This is a genomic window from Akkermansia massiliensis, from assembly GCF_018847375.1.
GTDB lineage: Bacteria > Verrucomicrobiota > Verrucomicrobiia > Verrucomicrobiales > Akkermansiaceae > Akkermansia > Akkermansia massiliensis.
In genome coordinates this window covers 2,636,860-2,656,481 of sequence record NZ_CP072036.1, presented here as the reverse complement: position 1 = coordinate 2,656,481, position 19,622 = coordinate 2,636,860, and the positions used below count along the sequence as shown (strand labels likewise).

15 protein-coding genes are annotated in these 19,622 nt (G+C 59.5%); 6 read left to right on the top strand and 9 right to left on the bottom strand.

Annotated features, from left to right (window positions below):
* Positions 1-57: 57 nt before the first annotated feature.
* The 4 genes from J5W70_RS11065 to J5W70_RS11050 all read right to left on the bottom strand — a co-directional run bounded on the left by J5W70_RS11065 (position 58) and on the right by J5W70_RS11050 (position 2,582).
* A complete protein-coding gene (locus tag J5W70_RS11065) occupies positions 58-657 on the bottom strand; it encodes a GNAT family N-acetyltransferase (RefSeq protein WP_022398276.1) in 600 nt (199 codons plus the stop codon).
* Between the two features lie 164 nt (positions 658-821).
* Positions 822-1,142: a hypothetical protein gene (locus J5W70_RS11060; protein WP_022398275.1), complete on the bottom strand. Its 321-nt coding sequence runs from the start codon at positions 1,140-1,142 to the stop codon at positions 822-824.
* 369 nt (positions 1,143-1,511) lie between these two features.
* On the bottom strand, positions 1,512-1,943 hold the full coding sequence (locus J5W70_RS11055; protein WP_022398274.1) for a hypothetical protein: 432 nt from the start codon (positions 1,941-1,943) through the stop codon (positions 1,512-1,514).
* A gap of 117 nt (positions 1,944-2,060) precedes the next feature.
* The gene (locus J5W70_RS11050) at positions 2,061-2,582 is read right to left on the bottom strand and encodes a phosphoribosyltransferase (RefSeq protein ID WP_022398273.1); all 522 of its coding nucleotides are present in this window, start codon (positions 2,580-2,582) and stop codon (positions 2,061-2,063) included.
* A gap of 120 nt (positions 2,583-2,702) precedes the next feature.
* On the opposite strand from J5W70_RS11050, the gene J5W70_RS11045 reads away from it, so the two are divergent.
* Positions 2,703-3,245 (top strand): hypothetical protein, encoded by a 543-nt coding sequence (locus J5W70_RS11045; protein ID WP_146024193.1) that lies wholly within the window; start codon positions 2,703-2,705, stop codon positions 3,243-3,245.
* On the opposite strand, the gene J5W70_RS11040 is transcribed toward J5W70_RS11045, so the two are convergent.
* Positions 3,202-3,789, bottom strand: coding sequence for a hypothetical protein (locus J5W70_RS11040; protein WP_022398271.1), 588 nt, complete (start codon positions 3,787-3,789; stop codon positions 3,202-3,204). The genes J5W70_RS11045 and J5W70_RS11040 overlap by 44 nt on opposite strands.
* A gap of 255 nt (positions 3,790-4,044) precedes the next feature.
* On the opposite strand from J5W70_RS11040, the gene polA reads away from it, so the two are divergent.
* Positions 4,045-6,879 (top strand): DNA polymerase I, encoded by a 2,835-nt coding sequence (polA, locus tag J5W70_RS11035; RefSeq protein ID WP_022398270.1) that lies wholly within the window; start codon positions 4,045-4,047, stop codon positions 6,877-6,879.
* A gap of 93 nt (positions 6,880-6,972) precedes the next feature.
* Positions 6,973-9,015: an alpha-galactosidase gene (locus tag J5W70_RS11030; RefSeq protein WP_022398269.1), complete on the top strand. Its 2,043-nt coding sequence runs from the start codon at positions 6,973-6,975 to the stop codon at positions 9,013-9,015.
* 151 nt (positions 9,016-9,166) lie between these two features.
* Here J5W70_RS11030 and J5W70_RS11025 read toward each other — a convergent pair whose 3' ends face one another.
* From J5W70_RS11025 to pepT, 4 genes are all read right to left on the bottom strand, one after another.
* Positions 9,167-10,276 carry an efflux RND transporter periplasmic adaptor subunit gene (locus J5W70_RS11025; RefSeq protein ID WP_022398268.1) on the bottom strand — a complete coding sequence of 370 codons (1,110 nt, stop codon included), beginning with the start codon at positions 10,274-10,276 and terminating at the stop codon, positions 9,167-9,169.
* Positions 10,277-10,303: 27 nt separating this feature from the next.
* Positions 10,304-10,759 (bottom strand): YbjN domain-containing protein, encoded by a 456-nt coding sequence (locus J5W70_RS11020; protein WP_022398267.1) that lies wholly within the window; start codon positions 10,757-10,759, stop codon positions 10,304-10,306.
* Between the two features lie 222 nt (positions 10,760-10,981).
* Positions 10,982-12,406 carry an adenylosuccinate lyase gene (gene purB, locus J5W70_RS11015; protein ID WP_022398266.1) on the bottom strand — a complete coding sequence of 475 codons (1,425 nt, stop codon included), beginning with the start codon at positions 12,404-12,406 and terminating at the stop codon, positions 10,982-10,984.
* Positions 12,407-12,744: 338 nt separating this feature from the next.
* Positions 12,745-13,998: a peptidase T gene (pepT, locus tag J5W70_RS11010; protein WP_022398265.1), complete on the bottom strand. Its 1,254-nt coding sequence runs from the start codon at positions 13,996-13,998 to the stop codon at positions 12,745-12,747.
* A gap of 116 nt (positions 13,999-14,114) precedes the next feature.
* Here pepT and J5W70_RS11005 point away from each other — a divergent pair, with 116 nt between their 5' ends.
* From J5W70_RS11005 to J5W70_RS10995, 3 genes are read left to right on the top strand one after another with little or no spacing between them, the layout of a single operon-like run.
* Positions 14,115-16,871, top strand: a complete 2,757-nt coding sequence (locus J5W70_RS11005) for a tetratricopeptide repeat protein (RefSeq protein ID WP_022398264.1) — start codon at positions 14,115-14,117, stop codon at positions 16,869-16,871.
* Between the two features lie 36 nt (positions 16,872-16,907).
* Positions 16,908-17,741, top strand: coding sequence for an NAD(P)-dependent oxidoreductase (locus tag J5W70_RS11000; protein WP_022398263.1), 834 nt, complete (start codon positions 16,908-16,910; stop codon positions 17,739-17,741).
* 13 nt (positions 17,742-17,754) lie between these two features.
* Positions 17,755-19,308 (top strand): hypothetical protein, encoded by a 1,554-nt coding sequence (locus tag J5W70_RS10995; protein ID WP_022398262.1) that lies wholly within the window; start codon positions 17,755-17,757, stop codon positions 19,306-19,308.
* Positions 19,309-19,622 lie beyond the last annotated feature (314 nt).

Sequence of the window (19,622 nt, the reverse complement as noted above, 5' to 3'; positions counted from 1 at the left end):
TACCGGCCATACCTTGGCGTGCTTGCGCATTGGCAGCACTCCTACCTGACCGGACCTTTACAAAATCCCGTACTGCTCCGCAACCAGGCCCCTTATTTCATCAAAGGTTTTCACTGCGGGAGGATTGTCCGGGTGGTTTCCCAGATGTTTTTCCATCCACACCATATGGTACCAGCGGCCGAACTTGTACCCGCACTGATGAAACTTTCCTGCGAATTGATATCCCAAACGTTCGTGGAACTGCACGCTGTCCCGCCCAAGCCAGGGGTCTTCCGCCTCCGGACAGGCAATGCAGGCGTTTAGATTCAGGATATTCTGCAAGGAAAGAATCTTTTCCAGCGCTGCGTACAATTCCCGCCCTATGCCCATTTTTTTCCGGTCTTCCCGGACGTAAACCGTCGTTTCCACGGCCCAGCGGTACGCGGCACGGTTCTTGAAAACGCCGGCATAGGCATAACCGGCAATTTCCCCTTCCCTTTCGCAAATCAGGAAGGGGTATTTTTCCAGCACATGGCCAATTCTTTCCTCAAATTCCTGTACCTCCGGTACTTCATATTCAAACGTGACGGCTGTTTTTTCCACATACGGAGCATAAATTTCAAGCAGCTTTGCCGCGTCCCGCCTTGTCGCAATCCTGATGGTATGATGATTTTTCATCCCGCTCCCCGTCTTTTCCGATTGATCTCCCTGGGCCCAATGCCGCCATTCTAATTATTTCACAGGCAACTGTCAATGTTGGCGCCTCCGGCAGGGAAAACACGGCCCGGCGACAAGAAAGCCGGATAATGTGCCTCGCCAGCTTCCAGCCGCCGGTTCTTCCGTTATTCCTTCCTTTTAACGGCAAAAAAGAGGTCCATGGAAGGATGGCTGCGAATACTTTTTTCCGTATGGAGTTCGTACTCCATGTTCAGGGTCCCGTATGGGCTCTGCGGGAGCCATTTTTGGTAAAAGTACCTTTTGGCGGCCCCAATGGCCGCGCCCCATAAAAATCCCAGCCGGGGCCTGACCGTCATTCCGGCATATTCCCCGGGGGGAAGAAACGCCTGCTCCAGCCCGTCTTTTTCAAGTGCGCCGCCCACAAATAGTTCAAAGGAACCATTCCGGCCATCATAGTTTCTGGACAGAACAAAGAAGGGAAGCACGCTTCCCCGCGGCACGGAAGCCAGGGAATGATAAGCCGCTGAAAGGGCATGGATATCCGCGGAGATCGTTTGATCGCCGGATTGCCTCCCTATTCCCTAGATGGCCTGTTCCCCCAGGTTCACTATTTCCACTGCCGATTTTGACATGCCGTTTTTTCTCCTAATAAAGTTCCGTTTTTCCCTGCCCGCTTGAACCAGTGCGCCCAGTAATGAACATGCTGCCCTGCATCCATTGCGGCAACAGTATAAACCGGGTTTTTCACGGCCCTTCCCCTACGTTTCCCCGGTAGAACGAACGCCCGCAAAAAGGCCGGATTCCCCGCGGAACCCGGCCATTGGAAAGGATACGGCATCGTGCCGGTCCCCGGCTCAGGAATAAAACCCGATGTCCGGCTCACGTTCCTGCCGCCTGCGCTTGAAATACGGGTTGCGGTAGCGGTGGATGCACTTGCTGGGGGCGCCGGGAGTATAGTGGAGCGGGTCCGCTTCCTTGGCGGCTTCCCGGCCCAGTATCTCCACAAAGTCCTTCAGAGATATTTCCAGGTCTGCATCGTGGCATGCCAGGGCGGCGGACAGGCGCACCTTCCCGTTGTCATAGTCCACGTACATGGCAAACAGCGTGGTCTGGTACAGATGCCACGGTTCGCTTTCCAATTCTCCGGACTGGTGCTGGCTGATGGCCTCCAGCAGCCACGTCAGCGCGTGTTCCAGTTCCAGATTGTCCAGAACATCCCGGATGAGGGACGTTTCATGGCCGAAGACGGCCACGCTTTCCTGTTGTCTTGCCCTGTTGATTTTCATGTCTTGGTTCTCCTTTCCGGTTTCCCTTGTTGAGCGGGGACGGCGGATGGCTCTGCCGCTCCAACTAGCTTGGACACTTTTTTTCAACAGGTTGTTCAATATGAATTCGGGAATTTGTCAGCCCATGTCCACTTTCCCGATGTAGGGCAATTCCCGGTAACGCTCATCCAGGTCCATGCCGAAGCCTACAAGAAATTCATCTCCCTGCGTAAAACCTACGTAGTCAGCTTCAAAAGGCACTTTCCGGCAGCAGTGCTTGTCCACGGCCACGGCGGTGAGAACCTGCCGCACCCCCTGCCTTTTCAATTCCCGGCAAACTTCAGCCAGAGTAGCGCCCGTATCCAGCACGTCATCCACCACCAGAACGGGCACGTCAGGCCGGAACGGCCCGCAGTCCCCATCCCATGCCACGGAGCCGGAATGTTCCATTCCGGCGTAGCTGGTGATCTTGACGGTTTTCACCACGGGCCGGGATTTCAAATGCCCTTTCAGCATCGTGGCGAAAGGGATGGCGCCATTCAGCAGCAGCAGCAGAATATAGGGCCTGCCTGCCATGGCCGCGTCAATGGAGGCGGCCAGTTCCTTGACGCGCGCGCGGATGGCTTCCTCTCCAATCAGGGGTGTGATGGTGTAAGTCATGGAAACGGAAGCATGATAGCGTTCTCCCACAAGGAAATCAATCCTTGAAGGAGAACGGTTGACGGCGGAAAATGCTTCCGGTATGTTGCGGCTGAGATGATCGGCATCCCGAACTACCGCATGTTTTCAGGGTTTCTCCTGGTGATTCTTCCGCTGCTGTGGCTGGGCGCATGCGCTTTTACATGGATTTTCCTTTCCATTCCTCCCCAGCCGGAAGTTATGGGAGAGAGCATGAGAGCCGTTTTCTCCCTTTTCGCCCCGTTTTTAAGCGTGGGAATCCTGGCGGTTCTGCTGGACATCTGGTTCGGCAAGAGGATTTATGAAGCCAGAAACGGCTGGGTGCATGCGGAAAAAAGGCTGTTCGGCCTGCGCCGGGATGCTTTTGACTATGATCCGGAGCTTTTGTCGGAATGCTCCGTGCTTCATGTGGACGAGCATACACCGTTGAGCGGGGAAGAACTGGAACGGCTGAGGCATGCAGGCGCCACTATCTGCCGCAGGGGAAGAAGGGGGCCGCAATATCCGGCTCCCTGCTGGGTCTGCCGCCTCGTTTACGACGGCCAGGTTCTCTTCCTGCTGGCGGCGCCTTCACGGGAACCTGCCGACCGTCTGGCGGAGTTCATGGCAGCCGTGATACGGACACGCCGGGAAAGAGGCGCGTGATTTGCTCACAGACCGCTTCCGCTCCGGGAAGCGCGGGCCAGCCTTGCGGCTCCGGTTTTCCGTTTGGCGGGAACCGGTAGCGGAATACCAGGTCTTCCGGCCCGGCCCGATGGGCAACAAGGCGGATTTTCCGCAGTTCCGCCCCGTTCCACTGCCGGAACAGGACGCCGTTGCCGTCCGCGGACGGCCCCAGGGACAACAGGCGCATATTCGTCAGGGCGTGCAGGACGGCGTTGGCCCGGCGCGTTTCCAAAACCGCGTTGATCAAAAGCATGCCGAGGAGGGCAATACCAAAAAAACAGCATATTCCCGTGACCGCCAGCACGAACATGACCTCACCCGTCCAGACCGGAGCGGACGCCGCTATGCAACATCCCCAGCCCCATGCCGCGGCAAAGAAAACCGAAAACAGCATTCCCTTCCATTCCTTCGCGGCCCTTCTCCACCATCCGCAGCGGGATTTTCCCTGCCACAGGATTTTTTCTCCCGGCAGCAGGCGTTCGGCCAGTCTGTCACGTTCCTCCCGTGTCAACAATTCCTGCATGTTTATCCTCTCCGTTTCCGCCTCTATACCAGACGGAAAGGCGGCTTGCACTCCTTTTGTTCCGGGAAATGCCGATCAGCAACGGCGTAGTATTGAAATGAGCGTCGGCAAACTTTTTCCTGAAATCCGTTACGTCCCTGCGGACGCGTGCCGTTCAATGGCCTCCAGGGGCTTGCGGCGCTTCATCCGGCAGAGGGCGCGGAGGCGCATTTAACGGTAGCCTACCGCTGGGCCGCATGGTAAAGTAGGGCAGAAATGACTGATTCCCCTTCCAAGCGCCTTTTTATTCTGGATGGAATGGCTCTGGCCTATAGAGCCCATTTTGCCTTTTTCTCCAACCCCATCCGCAATTCCAAGGGCGTCAACACGTCCGCCGTGTACGGCTTCGCCAATACGCTGCTGGGCATTCTGGAGCATGAACACCCCACGCACATCGCGGCTTGCTTTGATACTTCCGCCCCCACGGCGCGCCATGAGCTTTACCCCGCCTATAAGGCCAACAGGGAGTCCATGCCGGAAGATTTGAGCTACCAGATGCCCCTGATTTTCAGCCTTCTGGAGGCCATGAACATTCCTATCCTGCGCTATGAGGGGTATGAGGCGGACGATACGATAGGCACGCTGGCCCGCATCGCGGACGGCACTAAGGAGTTCCAGACCTACATGGTTTCCCAGGACAAGGACCTGGGCCAGCTCATTTCCCCCACCTGCTATTTGTGGAAACCCGGCAAGCGGGGCAACGACCACGAGGTGGTTGACCTGGAAAAGCTCAAGGAACAATGGGGCATTGAACGCGCAGACCAGGTGATCGACATCCTGGCCCTCATGGGCGACAGCTCGGACAATATTCCGGGGCTTCCCGGCGTGGGTGAAAAGACGGCCAAACTGCTGATCGGGGAGTTCGGCACCGTGGAGAACCTGCTGGCGAATGCGGACAAGCTGAAGGGGAAGCGCAGGCAGATCGTAGAGGAAAACGGAGCCATGGCGACCCTTTCCAAACAACTGGCCACCATTGACCGGGACGTTCCCCTGACCGTGACCCTGCCTGAACTGGTCAAAAGAGATCCCAGTCCGGAAGAGCTGCTGGCCCTCCTTCAGGAGCTTGAATTCCGTTCCATGCAGGCCAAGCTGTTCGGGAAAAAAGCGCCGGAAGCCAGGAAGTCCCCCCTCCCTGCGGACGATTTGTTTGCTCCGGCCCAGGCGGAACAGCCCCCGGCGGAGGCTCCCGCCGCCCCTGCGGCGGACGCGCGGCAGAACGGTTCCGGCCAAATGGATTTGTTTGAGGAACGCCATCTGAAAACGGTGGATGATTTCAAGCACGAGTATATCATTGCGGATACGGAGGAAGCCCGTTCCGCCATGGTTGCCGAGCTGGAAAAGCATGATTCCTGGTGCTTCGACACGGAGACGACAGGCCTGAATCCCCTCACGGACAAGCTGCTGGGCGTCGCCTTCTGCGCGGAACCGCACAAGGCATGGTACATGCCTGTCTCCGGTCCGGCGGACCTGGAAGCGGTCAGGCCGCTTTTGGAAGGCCCTGCGGAGAAGACCGGGCACCATCTGAAGTTTGATCTGGAAGTTTTGCGCGCCAACGGCATACGGGTTAAAGGCCCCTTTTTTGACACGCTGCTGGCGCACGCCCTGATCGCCCCCGGCATGAAGCACGGCATGGACCTTCTGGCGGAGAACCTGCTGCAATATTCCACCATCAAGCTGAAGGACATTGCCGCGCCGGGAGCCAGGAAGCGCGAGCTGGATACCAGCGGCATTCCCGTGGAGGTCATGGGCAAATATTCGGCGGAGGATGCGGACATTACCCTCCAGCTTTCCGCCATCCTGAAAAAGCAGGTGAAGGAGAGCGGCATGGAGGAGCTGTTCCGCACGGTGGAACTGCCTCTTCTCCCCGTGCTGGCGGACATGGAGTTCACCGGCATCCGCGTGCTTCCGGAATCCCTGGAAGAGGCTTCCGTCAAGGTGGGAGCCATTATTGACGGCCTGCGGGAGAAGATTGAAGAGGCCGCCGGCCATCCCCTGAACCTGAATTCCCCCAAGCAGCTCGGCGATTTCCTGTTCGGGGAGCTGGAGCTGGTGAAGAAGCCCAAGAAGACGAAGACGGGCCAGTTCGTGACGGATGAAGATACCCTCTCCGCCCTGGCTCCCCAGCATCCCATTGTGGCGGATATCCTGGCCTACCGGGAGAACATGAAGCTGAAGAGCACGTACCTGGACGCGCTGCCCAGGTACATCTGCCCGCGGGACGGCCGCATCCACACCCAGTTCCACCAGATGCTGACCGCTACCGGGCGGCTGGCTTCCCAGGACCCCAATCTCCAGAATATTCCGGTAAGAACGGAACAGGGGCGCCTGATCCGCACGGCCTTCGTCCCCGCCTCCGGGGAGTACACCATGCTCTCCGCGGATTATTCCCAGATTGAGCTGCGCATCATGGCGGCGCTTTCCGGAGACCCCGCCATGTGCGAGGCCTTCAGGGAAGGCCGGGACATCCATACGGAGACGGCGGCCAGGGTGTACGGCATTCCCCGCGACCAGGTGGACGCCGTCATGCGCCGCGCGGCCAAGACGGTGAACTTCGGCATCATTTACGGCATTTCCGCCTTCGGCCTTTCCCAGCGGCTGGGCTGCCCCCGCAGTGAGGCCGCCACGCTGATTGAGAATTACTTCATCCAGTTCCCCGTGGTCAAGTCCTTCATGGAGGACCTGGTGCACAAGGCGGAACAGGCCGGTTACGCGGAAACGCTGCTGGGCCGCAGGAGAATGATTCCGGAGATCAATTCCGCCAACAAGACCATCAAGTCCGCCGCGGAGCGCACCGCCATCAATACCCCCATCCAGGGCACCGCGGCGGATATGATCAAGATAGCCATGATCCATGTGGACAAGCTGCTGGAAGGCACCAGGTCCCGCCTTATCCTGCAAATTCACGACGAGCTGCTGGTGGACCTCCACAAGGACGAGACGGAGCTCATTCCAAAGATTGAGGAAGCCATGATCGGCGCCCTTCCCCTTCCCAACGGCGTTCCCATTCTGGTAGAAGCCAGAACAGGGAATAACTGGCTGGAAGCCCACTAGGATTTTGCGGCGGACCAGGGGCGCGGACCGCCCCTCCCGTCCCCCGTATTTTTGAATTGACGGATGCCTCCCGATTGCGGATTCTTCCGGATTATGCACTCATCATCCCTGCCGGCAATTGCCCTGGCTGCCTGTTCCTGCGTTTGCTTTCAGACAGCCGCCGCGTCCGTAACCTATCCGGGGACAACACCGGGAGCCCCCGCCGCCCACCGGGAAGGGGATGTTTATACGTTAAGCAACAATATTCTGAGCGCCTCATGGAAGGTGGACGGCAGCAGGCTGATTCCCCTGGGAATCGTGAACAAGGAGCGGGGCGCCACGGACGAAAAGGCCGCCACCGGCGCCCAGGCTCCGGAATTGTTCCGCCTTTCCACGGAGAAGGACGCCTACAATCTCCCCTCCTCCCGGTTTGTGATGGAAGGAGTTCCCGCCATCAGCGCATTGAAAGGGCATTCCGCCGGCCTCCGCCTGGGGGAACGGCTGGAAGGGGCCGTTATTTCCGCCGTTTTCCGGGACAAAAACAGCGGGCTGACGGTTCACTGGAAGGCGGAATTGAGGGAGGGTTCCTCCTACGTCAAGGAAACCTACCGGATTGAAGCGTCCAAGGAGGTGGATTTGAAGAAAGTCCAGTTGATTGATTTGCAGGATCCCACCCTGGCCGTGAAGGGCACCGTACCGGGCAGCCCACTGGTCAGCGAGCGGGAAGGCACGTTTGCCGGCATTGAACTTCCCGTAGCCAGGGCCCAGGCCGCCGGAGGAACGGGAACCGTCGGGTTTGACTGCAACCTTCCCATGGGCAGCGGTAACGCCCAGACGTTCACCACGGTGCTGGGCGTATGGCCGGAGAACCAGCTTCGCCGCGGGTTCCTTTATTATCTGGAACGGGAACGGGCTGCGCCCTACCGTCAGTTTCTGCATTACAACGGCTGGTATGACGACGGCCTGGACCCCACGGAAAAGACGCTCGTCAAGACAGCCGGGGAATACAGGAAGGAACTGGGTTCCCGCCACGTCAGGCTGGACGGCTTCGTGCTGGATGACGGCTGGGACGACGTTAATGAAGACCTCTGGCAGCCCTCCACCAAAAAATTCCCGCACGGGTTTGAACCTGTAGTCAAGGCGGTCGGGAAGATTCCTTCCGGCTTCGGCATCTGGATTTCTCCGCTGGGAGGGTATTTCGGCCCGGAAAAGAGGGTTCAGCATGCCAAGGACAAAGGCATTCTCCCGGCTGACGCCGCGGGATTCGACCTTTCCTGCCCCCAGTATTACAAGTGGTTCAAAAAACGCTGCTCCGACTTGATGAAGAAGGACAAGGTGACCTATTTCAAGTGGGACAAGGCCGGAGACGGCATCAGCCCCCATTTCATGGCCCTTCTTTCCATCGCCAACGACCTTCGCCGGGAGAATCCCCGCCTGTTCATCAACACGACGGTAGGCACCTGGCCCTCCCCCTTCTGGCTCAACCACGTGGATTCCACCTGGCGCAGCGGTACGGCGGACGTAGGCTGGACGGGCAAGGGAGACGACCGCGAACAGTGGATCACGTTCCGCGACGGGGCCTGCTATAACGTCATCGTCAAGCCCGGCCCGCTTTATCCCCTGAACTCCATCATGCACCACGGCATGGTGCTGGGCACCAAGTTCCAGGCCGCGCGCGTCAGCAAGGGAGAGGACGGGAAGCAGGACAACAGGGACCTGAAGAACGACGCCCGCATTTATTTCGGTTCCGGAGCCAATCTCCAGGAACTTTATCTCACGCCGTCCATGATGGACAAAAAGGCGTGGGACGACGTGGCGGCCGGGGCCCGCTGGGCCCGGCGCTTCCAGGACGTCCTGGCCGACGTGCACTGGGTGGGCGGCAACCCGAACCAGCTGGAACCGTACGGCTATGCGGCATGGAGCCCGCGGGGCTGCACGCTGGCCCTCCGCAATCCGGACGACCGGCCGCGGACGATTGATCTGGATGCGTCAACCGTCTTTGAACCCGTCAAGGGAGTGCCCGCCGTTTTCCCCATGAAGGCCTCCTACCCGGACCAGCGCGTCAAAACGCTGAATTTGGAACAGGGCAAGCCGGTGAGCCTGGAACTTCAACCTTTTGAGGTGCTGGTGTTCGACATGAGAACGAACGGACACTGACCCATGGGCCGCCGGCCATTGAGCGCAACGCCATGCCTCCCCCTTCCGGGCGGCATGGTTTTTTTATGGCCTCTCCGGAGCCTGATTTCCGGAGCGCCTTTTGAAAGGGACAAGCCCTCGGAAAAAATAGGGGAAGAAGAAATCCGGAATATCAAAGAGCCAAAGCGTCCCCGTCCCGTAATTCCGGAACGGTTACCAGGGCTTTCCCGTCTTTCAACGCCACCACGCGCACCTTGCGCTCCTGCATCCCTTCCGCGGTTTTTACCTGAATGGAGCTTCCATCCCGGACGGCAGAGGAGGGAATCCACGCGGAGGCGGGAACCTGCACGCTGATGTTTACCTGAAGGGCCATGTTGACGGGGGCCACCTGCCATTCGGAAACATGGGAGGCGTTCGGCTCCAGGGAGGCTATCAGCACGGCGGAATTGCGCTCGGTATCCAGTGCGGCGTCCACCGCCGTAACGCGGCCCAGCCATTGCAGCCGTTTTCCATTGTTCAGCACGCAGGAGGCGGTCAGCGCCGTGCTTACCCTGCCCTGTTCATCCCTGGGCAATGCGGAAAATTCTTCCAGCGGCACGGGAACCCGTATCATCCGCTCCTGGAGGGGAATCACCTTCCCCACCGGCTGCCCGGCAACCACGCGGGCCCCGGCACCCACGGAGCATTCCACCACCTGGCAGGTATAGGGAGCTTCCAGCACCGTGTCCCGGAGGGCCTGTTCCGCTTCCGCCACATACGCCTCCGCGGCGTTCAGCCGCGCGTTCACGGCCCGTCGCTGCGGCACCCGGAGCACCAGTTCCGACTCTTTTCCGCTTTTGGAGACGGAGCTGTACGTCTTCTTGATGGCTTTCAGGGCTTCCGCCTGTTCCGTGGATACATCCAGGCGAGCCTGTTCCAGCCCAGCCTGCGCGTTCGCCAGGCGTGCACGGTATTCAAATTTTTCCAGCTCCAGCAGGGGCGTTCCCTTCAGGACGATTTCCCCCGCGCTGAAGAGGGGGTGCACCTTGTCCACCTTCCCGGAAACGCCGGGGGAAAGCATCGTCAGGTGGGAGGCCTTCACGATGCCGGGCGCGGAAATGGCAAGAGTGTTCGTCTGCAAATGCAGCGGCTCCACCGTTCCTGCGGCCGCCTTGTCCTTTTCTCCGGCAGAGCCCGAGACGGACGGGTCCGTTAAAATAGCCGTTCCTATCAAAAGCGCCGCGATCCCCAGGCCGATGCCTATGGACCAGGATGTTCCCTTTTTTTGAGGGGCCTCGCTCATGAACAGCTCCGGGGGGAACGCGGCCCGTTATTTGGGATATTCCGTCTCCATGATGTGGGAGTAGGCTTCCGCCGTTTCCACAGCCACGGTTTCAATGTTCTTCATCAACTGGGCAAACTGGGCTTCCGTGAGGTCCATGCCTTCCAGAACGAAGGACTGGCGGTAGTAGACGTATCCGCTGTTGGGGTCCAGTTGGAAGGCGCCGGCCGTCTGGTCCGCATTCAGCTCACTGAGGATGATGCTGACTTCCACACGGCGGTTTTCAGGCACCTTGGCGGCAAAAAGCACGTCAATCACCAGCGTCTCCGGACGATCAATCATCGTGTACAGGAGGCTCACGGGCGTGAACGTATCACAGGGGACGAACGCGATGCCCGTTCTGAGGTTGTGGTTGTCCGCGGAAGTAATCCATTCCGTTTCTTCCCCTCTCTTTCTGAGAACGGTGTACACACGGTCCAAAAGGCTGAGCTGCTGGTTTTCCATATTGAAAATTGTTTAACAGGAGGGTTGCTTGCGAAGGCGCATGCAACGTACGCGCCCGTTTACTGGATTCAAGCTTACTGGCATCCTTCTGATTCGTCAAGCTCTCCTGACGTAAAGAAATTGAAAAAGCATGTACGCATCCGGCATAAAAACGGACGCCGCCCGGATGGACGGCGTCTGGGAAGTCTGGGAATAAAGTGCGTACCGAAGCGTACGGCGCCCTTACAGGATGTCTCCGGGCTGGTAGCCCGCGCCGTTCGGGAACCTGTCCGTCAGCTCCTGCACCATGGAGCGGAACGCTTCCACCTGGGCGTCCGCCATGCCCGTGGCGGAGGAGTTGGAGTCAAAGATGGCCTGGAGGTCCGCCCGGTCAATACCCAGGCGACCGTCTTCCGCCAAGCGGTCCAGCAGGTTGTTTTCCATGATTTTTCCGGCCCTCAGGTCGTTGGAGACGGCCACGGCGTGTTCCTTGATCACCTCATGGGCGGTTTCCCGGCCAATGCCGCGCTTGACGGCTTCCATCAGGATGGTGGTAGTCATCAGGAAAGGCAGGTAGCGGCGCAGTTCCGCGGCCACCACGGCTTCATACACCCCCATCTGGTTCAGGACGGTCAGGAATGTTTCAAACAGGCCGTCCGCGGCATAGAAGGAATCCGGCATGACTACGCGGCGCACCACGGAGCAGGATACGTCCCCTTCGTTCCACTGGTCCCCGGCCAGTCCGGAGATCATCATCAGGAAGCCCTTCAGGATGACGTGGAAGCCGTTGACGCGTTCGCAGGAGCGGGCGTTCATCTTGTGCGGCATGGCGCTGGAGCCGGTCTGCCCCTTGGCGAAGCCTTCCGTAGCCAGTTCATGGCCGGCCATCAGGCGCAGGGTCTTGGCGAAGGAGGAACAGCCGGAGGTGAGCTCCACCAGGCCGGAAACCACGGAAAAGTCCAGGGAACGGGGATACACCTGCCCCACATTCATCCACTTGGCGGGAATGCCCAGGTGGGCGCACACGCGGTCTTCCAGCTCCAGCACGCGGCCCGCGTCCTGCCCGAAGAGGGAGAGCTGGTCAAGCTGGGTGCCCACGGCGCCTTTCAGCCCGCGCACGCTGTAGCGGTCCATCAGGGAAATCCAGGAACCCAGGCCGTGCACGATGTCTTCCCCGAACATGGCGACGCGCTTGCCCATGGTGGTGGTCTGCGCGGCTACATTGTGCGTGCGGCCGGCGATGGTCACGTGCTTCCATTGTCCGGCAAGGGCGCTCATGCGGTTCAGCACGGCCACGGCCTTGTCCCGGATGATCTGCATGGACTTCCAGATCTGGAGCTGTTCCACGTTTTCCGTCAGGTCGCGGGAGGTCATGCCCTTGTGGATGTGCTCGCAGCCGGCCAGCTCGCAGAACTCTTCAATGCGCGCCTTCACGTCGTGGCGCGTGACGCGTTCGCGGGCGTCAATGGCGGGAAGGTTCACCTGGTCCTTCACCCGTTCGTAAGCTTCAATCACGCCGTCCGGAATATCCAGCCCCAAATCCTTCTGGGCCTTCATCACGGCGATCCAGAATTCGCGTTCCAGGACGATGCGGCCCTCTGCGGACCAGATGGATTTCATGGCGGCGGAGGCGTACCTTTCAGCCAGGACATTGGGAATCACGCTCATATCAAAATGTGTGTATGCGGGGGTTATCAAAAACGGTGAGCCGCCATGATCATGACGGGAGGGAAAAAAGCAAGCACTTTCCCGCAGCTTCACGGATTAGGAATCCCACGGGATTCCACGGTCCGGAAAAGAGGTCCTTTCCAATGTTCAGGGATGGCTGACAGGCCCCCAATAGACGCCCGATTAACATTCCCGCCATTCCCTTTTCACAGCCGCACACCACGCTGGGAGCCAGAGCCTCCCTGCCCTGGCGGCTCGCGATGGTTTCACCCACGAAAGGCAGGAGCCTGCCGCTCCCAGGAGACGGAGCCGCAAAGCCGCCTTCCATCGCCGTTCCGCTAGTTTCCGGCGGGAGGTTCCAAACCGTACCGGGCGTAGCCGGAAACGATTTCCTGGAGAATGGCGGAAATTTTTTCCAGGGAACGGACAGGAACGTATTCATACCTTCCGTGGAAGTTGTGGCCTCCGGCGCACAGGTTGGGACACGGCAGCCCCATGAAGGAAAGACGGGCTCCATCCGTACCGCCGCGCACCGGGATAATTTCCGGCTCCACGCCCACGGCCGCCATCGCCCTGCGGGCATGTTCCACCAGGTGCATGTGCGGGAGGATTTTTTCCTTCATGTTGTAATAGGAGTCCTTTACCTCCACCTGCACGGTTCCTTCCCCGTACTTCCGGTTCAGCAGGGCGGCGCACTCCTGCATGAATTCCTTCTTGCGCTCAAATTCCGCCGTGTCGTGGTCCCTGATGAGGTACTCCCCGACCGCCCGTTCCACATCCCCCCGGAACGAGTCCAAATGGTAGAAGCCTTCGTATCCTTCCGTAAAGGCGGGATTCTGGAACGCGGGAAGCATTCCCTGGAATTCCATGAGGACCAGGCACGCGTTCAGCATCCTGCCCTTCGCGCTGCCGGGGTGGATGCCGGTGCCGCGCACCGTCGCCACGGCAGAGGCCGCATTGAAATTTTCATATTCGATTTCCCCCAGGGCTCCTCCGTCCACAGTATAGGCGAAGTCCGCGCCGAAGCGCTCCACGTCAAAGGCATCCGCCCCGCGGCCTATTTCCTCGTCCGGCGTGAAGGCGATGCGTATCTCGCCGTGGGGCCGTTCGGGATGCAGCAGGAAGGAGGCGGCCATATCCATGATTTCCGCCACTCCGGCCTTGTCGTCCGCGCCAAGCAGGGTGGTTCCGTCCGTCACGACCAGGTCCTGGCCCGCATAGTCCGCCAGTTCGGGGAAAACGGCGGGGGAAAGCACGATGCCCTGTTCCCGGTTCAGGACGATGTCTCCGCCGTCGTAGGAGCGCACGATGCGGGGCTTCACGCCTCTGCCGGAGACGCCCGGGGCCGTGTCCACATGAGCCACCCAGCCGATGACGGGAACCTCCCTCTCCACGTTGGACGGGATGGAGGCGTACACGATGCCGGAGGCTTCATCCAGCTCCGCCTGGGCTCCCAGCGCCTTCAGCTCCCCGGCCAGCAGCCGGGCCAGTTCCGTCTGGCCGGGAGTGGACGGAACGCTGCGGGAATCCGCATCAGACTGGGAACCCACGGAAACATACTTTAAAAAACGGTCTAAAACGGAGATATTCATCAGAAAAATCAAGGATTGAGGAGAGTCTAGCACCGGGCCCCGCGAACACAAGCACAAGACACGGTTTATCCTTGCGATTCAAGATGGTTTACAGTATGTAAACAAAGCTTCTCCCCATGATGACTCCTCTACCTCTTGGCATTGCCGTTGCCTTATCCCTGACCTGCGGCGCCCTGCCCCTTCTGGCCCAGGGCGCCTATGTGCCGGGCCCCATGCCCGTTTCCGCCGGGACAAGGCAGGACCCCACGGACATGTACCTGGAAGCGTTAAAGCTGGTAACCAGGTCTGCCGAACTGGTGGAAAAACGCGACTACATAGGAGCCATCCGCCTGACGCAACAGGCGGAAGAAAAGTTGGGACGCCTGGTGAAGGCCTATCCACAATGGCGGCCCAACCTTCTTCAAACACGCCGCCAGCTCAACAGGGAGAAGCTGGACCAGTGGCAGAAGCTGGCGCAGCAGCAGGCCGCCGCCGTTTCATCAGGCCCCGGCCTGGAATTGGAACGTCCGGCCGCCGTGCCCAAGCGACCCAGGCCCAAGCCCAACATCGTCCTTCCTCCGGGCTACAAGGGAGTGGAGTTCCCTTCCCGCCCCGGAGAATCCCTCGTCAACACCATCCCGTCCCCGTCCGTTTCCCCCGGAGCGGCCCCGGAAGTAGTGGAAAGCAATTACGAGCGCATCCGCAGGCTGCTGGACAAAACCACCATTGAAAACAAGGCCCTGATCCAGGCGCTCAAGCGCACCCGCAAGGAACAGGAGGACATTCTGGCAAAACTGGCCATAGCGTCCGCCGGAGAATCCGTTTACCGGGACGAACTGCTCAAGGTCAAGAAGCAGATGGAGGATGAGAGAAAGACCAGCAACAAGCTCCTCCAGACCCTCACCAAGCGGGTGGAGGAGCTGGAACAGAAAGTCACCACGCTGGAACAGGAAAAAGTCCAGTATCTGGCGCAGATTGCCGATCTCCAAATTCAGCTCAAGGAGCACCAGGACAAGCTGGCCAAGGTCACGGATGAGAAAAACGCCCTCCAGAAGGACCGCGACCAGTTGGCCGCCCTGGTGGAACTCAACAGCCCGGACAAAACCAAAAACCTGCTGGACCGCAACCTGACTCTGGCGGCCCAGCTCAAGGACGCTCAGGATAAAATCGCCGCCCTGGAAACGGCCAAGTCCGACTCCGAAGAACAGCGGAAGGCCAACCTGAAAGCCCTGGAAGAGGCGCGGGAGGAATCCGCGGACCTGAAGCAGAAACTGATTGCCATCCGGGATGAAAACATCGGCTACCGCAAGCGCATTACGGAGCTGAACACCAAGCTCATCAATGCGGATGTGGAGCTGTCCAAACTGGAAGCCAATCCGGAAAAAAGCCCTCTCCTGCTGGAGGAAAACCAGTTGCTGCGCTCCACAATCGCCAAGCAGCTCCGCATCCTTTCCGTGCAGGACCAGAGCCGTTCCCTGCTCATCAGCACTTACAAGCGCCTGCTCCAGGAAAACGCGGACACTTCGGAAATCGCCTCCCTGATGGACAATGAAGAAGCCATCAAGCTCACCCCGGCGGAAAAGCAGATTGTCAACGTCATCGCCAGAGACAACAAGATAGACATCCCCCTGACGGACCAGCAGAAGGAAAAGATCAACAAGCTGGCCCAGGCCCTTTCCGCGGAACGCGACAAGGCCGCCCAGCTTGCCAGGGAACTGGAACTGGCGCGCAGCCAGACGAAGACAAAAGCGGCCAAATCCGCCAGGAATGACAAGAGCCATGCGGAAGCCCTGGCCCGGACCCAGAAGGCCCTGGAACAGAAAAACCTTCAAGTGGAGGAGCTAACCCGGCAGATGGATGAACTGAAAGCCCGTTCCGCCGAACAGGCGCGCCTGGCCGCCATTTCCGCCGGAGCCATTACGCCGGAGCAGGAAAAAGCTCTGAACAGGAGCATGGAAGCCACGGTGCGCCGGAAGCTGGAAGCGGAAGCCCTGGGACAGGGAGCCGCGGAGGCCTTCGCCAAAAAACGCTACGCCGCTGCGGAACAATTGTACCGCACCCTGCTGGACTTCCAGCCGGCCCACGTTCCGGCCCTGGTCAACCTGGGCACCATCCTGCTCCAGCGCAACAAGGCGGAGGAAGCCATCGAATACCTGAAAAAGGCCACGGAACTGGATGCAGCCTCCTCCCCCGCATGGTTCATGATGGGCGTGGCCCAGTACCGCGCCGGGCAGGACCAGCACGCCATCGCCTCCCTGACGGAAACGGTCCGGCTGGACCCGGCCAACGCTCCAGCCCTGCTTTACCTGGGCAACCTGGAAACCAGCGCAGGCAACTATGAAAAAGCGGTGGGCCACTTTGAAAACGCCTTGAAAATCCAGCCGGAATCACCGGACGCCCACTTCAACCTGGCCTGGACTTATTCCCGGCTGGGCCGTACGGCGCAGGCACGCAAGAGTTATGACGCCGCCATCCGCAGCGGCGGCCTGCCGGATTCCGACCTGGAACTCGCCATCACCGGGACCACCACCCTTCCCCGCAAAAAACAGGCTCCGGACAAAGCTCCCTCGCCTGCCGCGAACGAGGATGAAATGCGCCTGGCCGCAGCAGTAAGCGATCCATCCGCCATTCCCCACGATGCCTATGAGGTGCCCGCCCATGTGGCGGAGGACCCCAATGCCCTGGAAAGGCCCTCTGCCGGGCCCAAGCAGGTCGTGGTCAGCCACCGTCCGGAGGCCGGGCCCGTCTCCCTGGCGGACCAGATGAGGGAAACGGCCTCCGCGGCGCCTGCCGCACAGCCTCCTGCGGAAACCGCCACCGCCGCAGCGGAACCGCCCAAGCCGGAAAAACAGGAAGCACCCCGCAGGAGAAGCCGCTTCCGCATCGGTTCCTGACGGATCCGCCCCTTCCTTTTTCTCCTGAAAAACGCCATGTATCAAGTTTCCATTTTAGGACTGGGCCTCATCGGCTCACGGATTGCACGCCACATGACCGGACTGGGTGACAAGGTCACCGTCTGGAACCGGACGCCCCGGGAAGACTTTCCGGAAGCCGTTCCCACCCCGGCGGACGCGGCCCGCGCCTCCAAAATCATCCAGCTCTATCTGAAAGACAGGAATGCCTGTCTGGAAGTATTTGAACAGATGAGGGGCGCGCTGACCCCGGAACATGTCATCCTGAACCACTCCACGATTGACCTGGCCACCGTCGGCAAGCTCTCCCTGATGTGCTCCGCCATCGGCTGCACGTATGTGGACTGCCCGTTCACCGGATCCCGCCTTCCGGCGGAAAAAGGGGAGCTGGTCTATTATGCGGGAACGGACTCCTCCACTCTGGACCGCGTGCGGCCAGTACTGGAACACAGTTCCCGTGACATCCTGCACCTGGGGGGGATTGGGGCCGGAACCGTCGTCAAACTGGTCACCAACATGGTCTCCGCCACCATGGTGCAGAGCCTGAGCGAAGCCCTGGCCATCACCCAGGCATACGGCATTTCCCCTCAACTGCTGGGGCAGGCCATTTCCCGGAACGTCATCGCCTCCCCCCTGGCGTCCTTCAAGCTGCCCCTGATGGCGGAACGCGACTTTTCCACCCACTTCTCCCTGGACAATATGCGGAAAGACAGCATCTACGCCCAGGAACTGGCCGCTGAAAAGGGAATCCACACGCCCGCTGCCGCGCTGGTCTCCTCCATCATGGGGAAACTGTGCCGTGAAGGGCACGCGGAAGAAGACTTCGGCTGTCTGGCGGAACAATTCGACTAAGCTTTTCCCATTGATGAAATTCAGAGGAACATGCGCCCTTCTGCTGCTGGCCCTTCTCCTGCCCCCCTGCGTTCGGGCGCAGGAACAGAAGGAGGCAGGGAACGCCCCTTCCGCGGAAGCGCAGGCCGCTTCCCCCGTTCCCGTTCCGGACACCGCCCTGATCGATGACGCCTCTGACCGTCCGGTATTGCAGGGCAGCTCCAACGTGAGCGCCGTACCCCCCGCTCCCCAGCATCCGGCCGCGGCCCCTGCCGGAACGGAAGGACAGTCCGTCAAACGGCAGCCGTTCACCAGCGTTTCCGCTTCCAAGCAATTTCACGTTACAGGGATGGATTCCCTGTTGGCCGGGGCCATTGCCACGCGGGCGGACTCCATACGCACGGCCCTGGTGAAAATCCTCAAGCAGCCTGACGAATGGAAAAACAACATCATCATCCGTCTGGTAGGGGAGCCGGGAAGCCCGGTTCCGGCCAACCCCATCCGCATGCAGACCGTGATTGTGGGGAATACCCTCTCCTACAACATCTTCATTCACCTGGGACGCGGCATCAACCAGGACAAGCTGCGCCACGCCATCGTCTCCACCCTGCTTTATGAGATGATGCTGCGCACGGTGGACCCGGAAGGACTGCCGGACGAAGTAACGCTGCCCCCCTGGCTGATTGCCGGGCTGGAGCAGGCCGTCCTGTGGCACACCAATGAAGCGGACCGGGCCATGTACTCCACCCTGTTCCAGCAATCCGGCATCATGACCCCGGAAGAAATCCTGAACTGTCCGGAACCGGAAAAGGAACTGGACGCCACCTCCTACGCCGCCTATCAAACCTCCTGCGGCGCGCTGGTGCTCTGCCTGCTGAACCAGGAAAACGGTCCGGAAGGGATGAAACAGCTTCTGGACCAGGCCATTCTGGGCAATGACGATCCCAGGAATCTCATCAAACGCCATTTTCCGCAGCTCAACCTGACCCCCTCCTCCCTTCATAAATGGTGGACGCTCCAGCTTTCCCGCATGGCGACTCCTCCCCTGACGGAAACCCTCACGATCACGGAAACGGAACGTCACCTGCAGGAAGCCCTCACCCTGGTCAAATACGATCCGGACACCCGGACGACCGTCACCTTCCCCCTGGACAATCTGGACCAGGCCAATTCCCTGACGGACCTGAACAGGCAGCTTTCCAACATATCCGGCAGCCTGCTCAACCTCAGCCGGCGCTCCTTCCCCGCCTACCGGCCCGTCATTGTGGAATACGCCAAGCTTGTGGCCCTGATGCAGACCGGAAAAATCAACGGCCGGGAAGCCGCCCCGAAAATCGGGCAGCTTCGGGAAATCAGGGAGCTATCCATGAAAACCGCCCGGCGCGTCCGGGACTACATGGACTGGTATGAAATCAATACGCGGTCCGGAACCGGCAAGACATTCGCCTCCTACGCGGCAGCCGTCAAACTGCTCCGTGAACAGGAACAGCCGGCCAATACCCCCATTTCCCGGTATCTGGACGATATTGAAAAACTGTACACCCTCCCGGCGAAGGCTCCCGTTCCTTCCCTGCATGGAAAGAATTGAAGGAAACCCGTTCCGCTGCCTGGAACGGCCATTTCTTTCCAGATGAATCTCCGCCCTCCGGGGGGCAATAGGCATTCACGCATTTCTATTAAAAGACGGGAGATTTCGCGGTATTTTGATCTATACCTGATTCAACCATGATTGCTTTATTTTTCATAAGTTAATCATGCATAACAGGATAATTCCGCCGCGGATTTACAATCCGGAAGTCAACTTATTTTTTTGAGTTCAAAAAAGTAACGGCAAATATTCCCACATATAAAGTAGGAATAATAAACAACGCCTAATACGGAAACCTTATTTATTTATAAGAA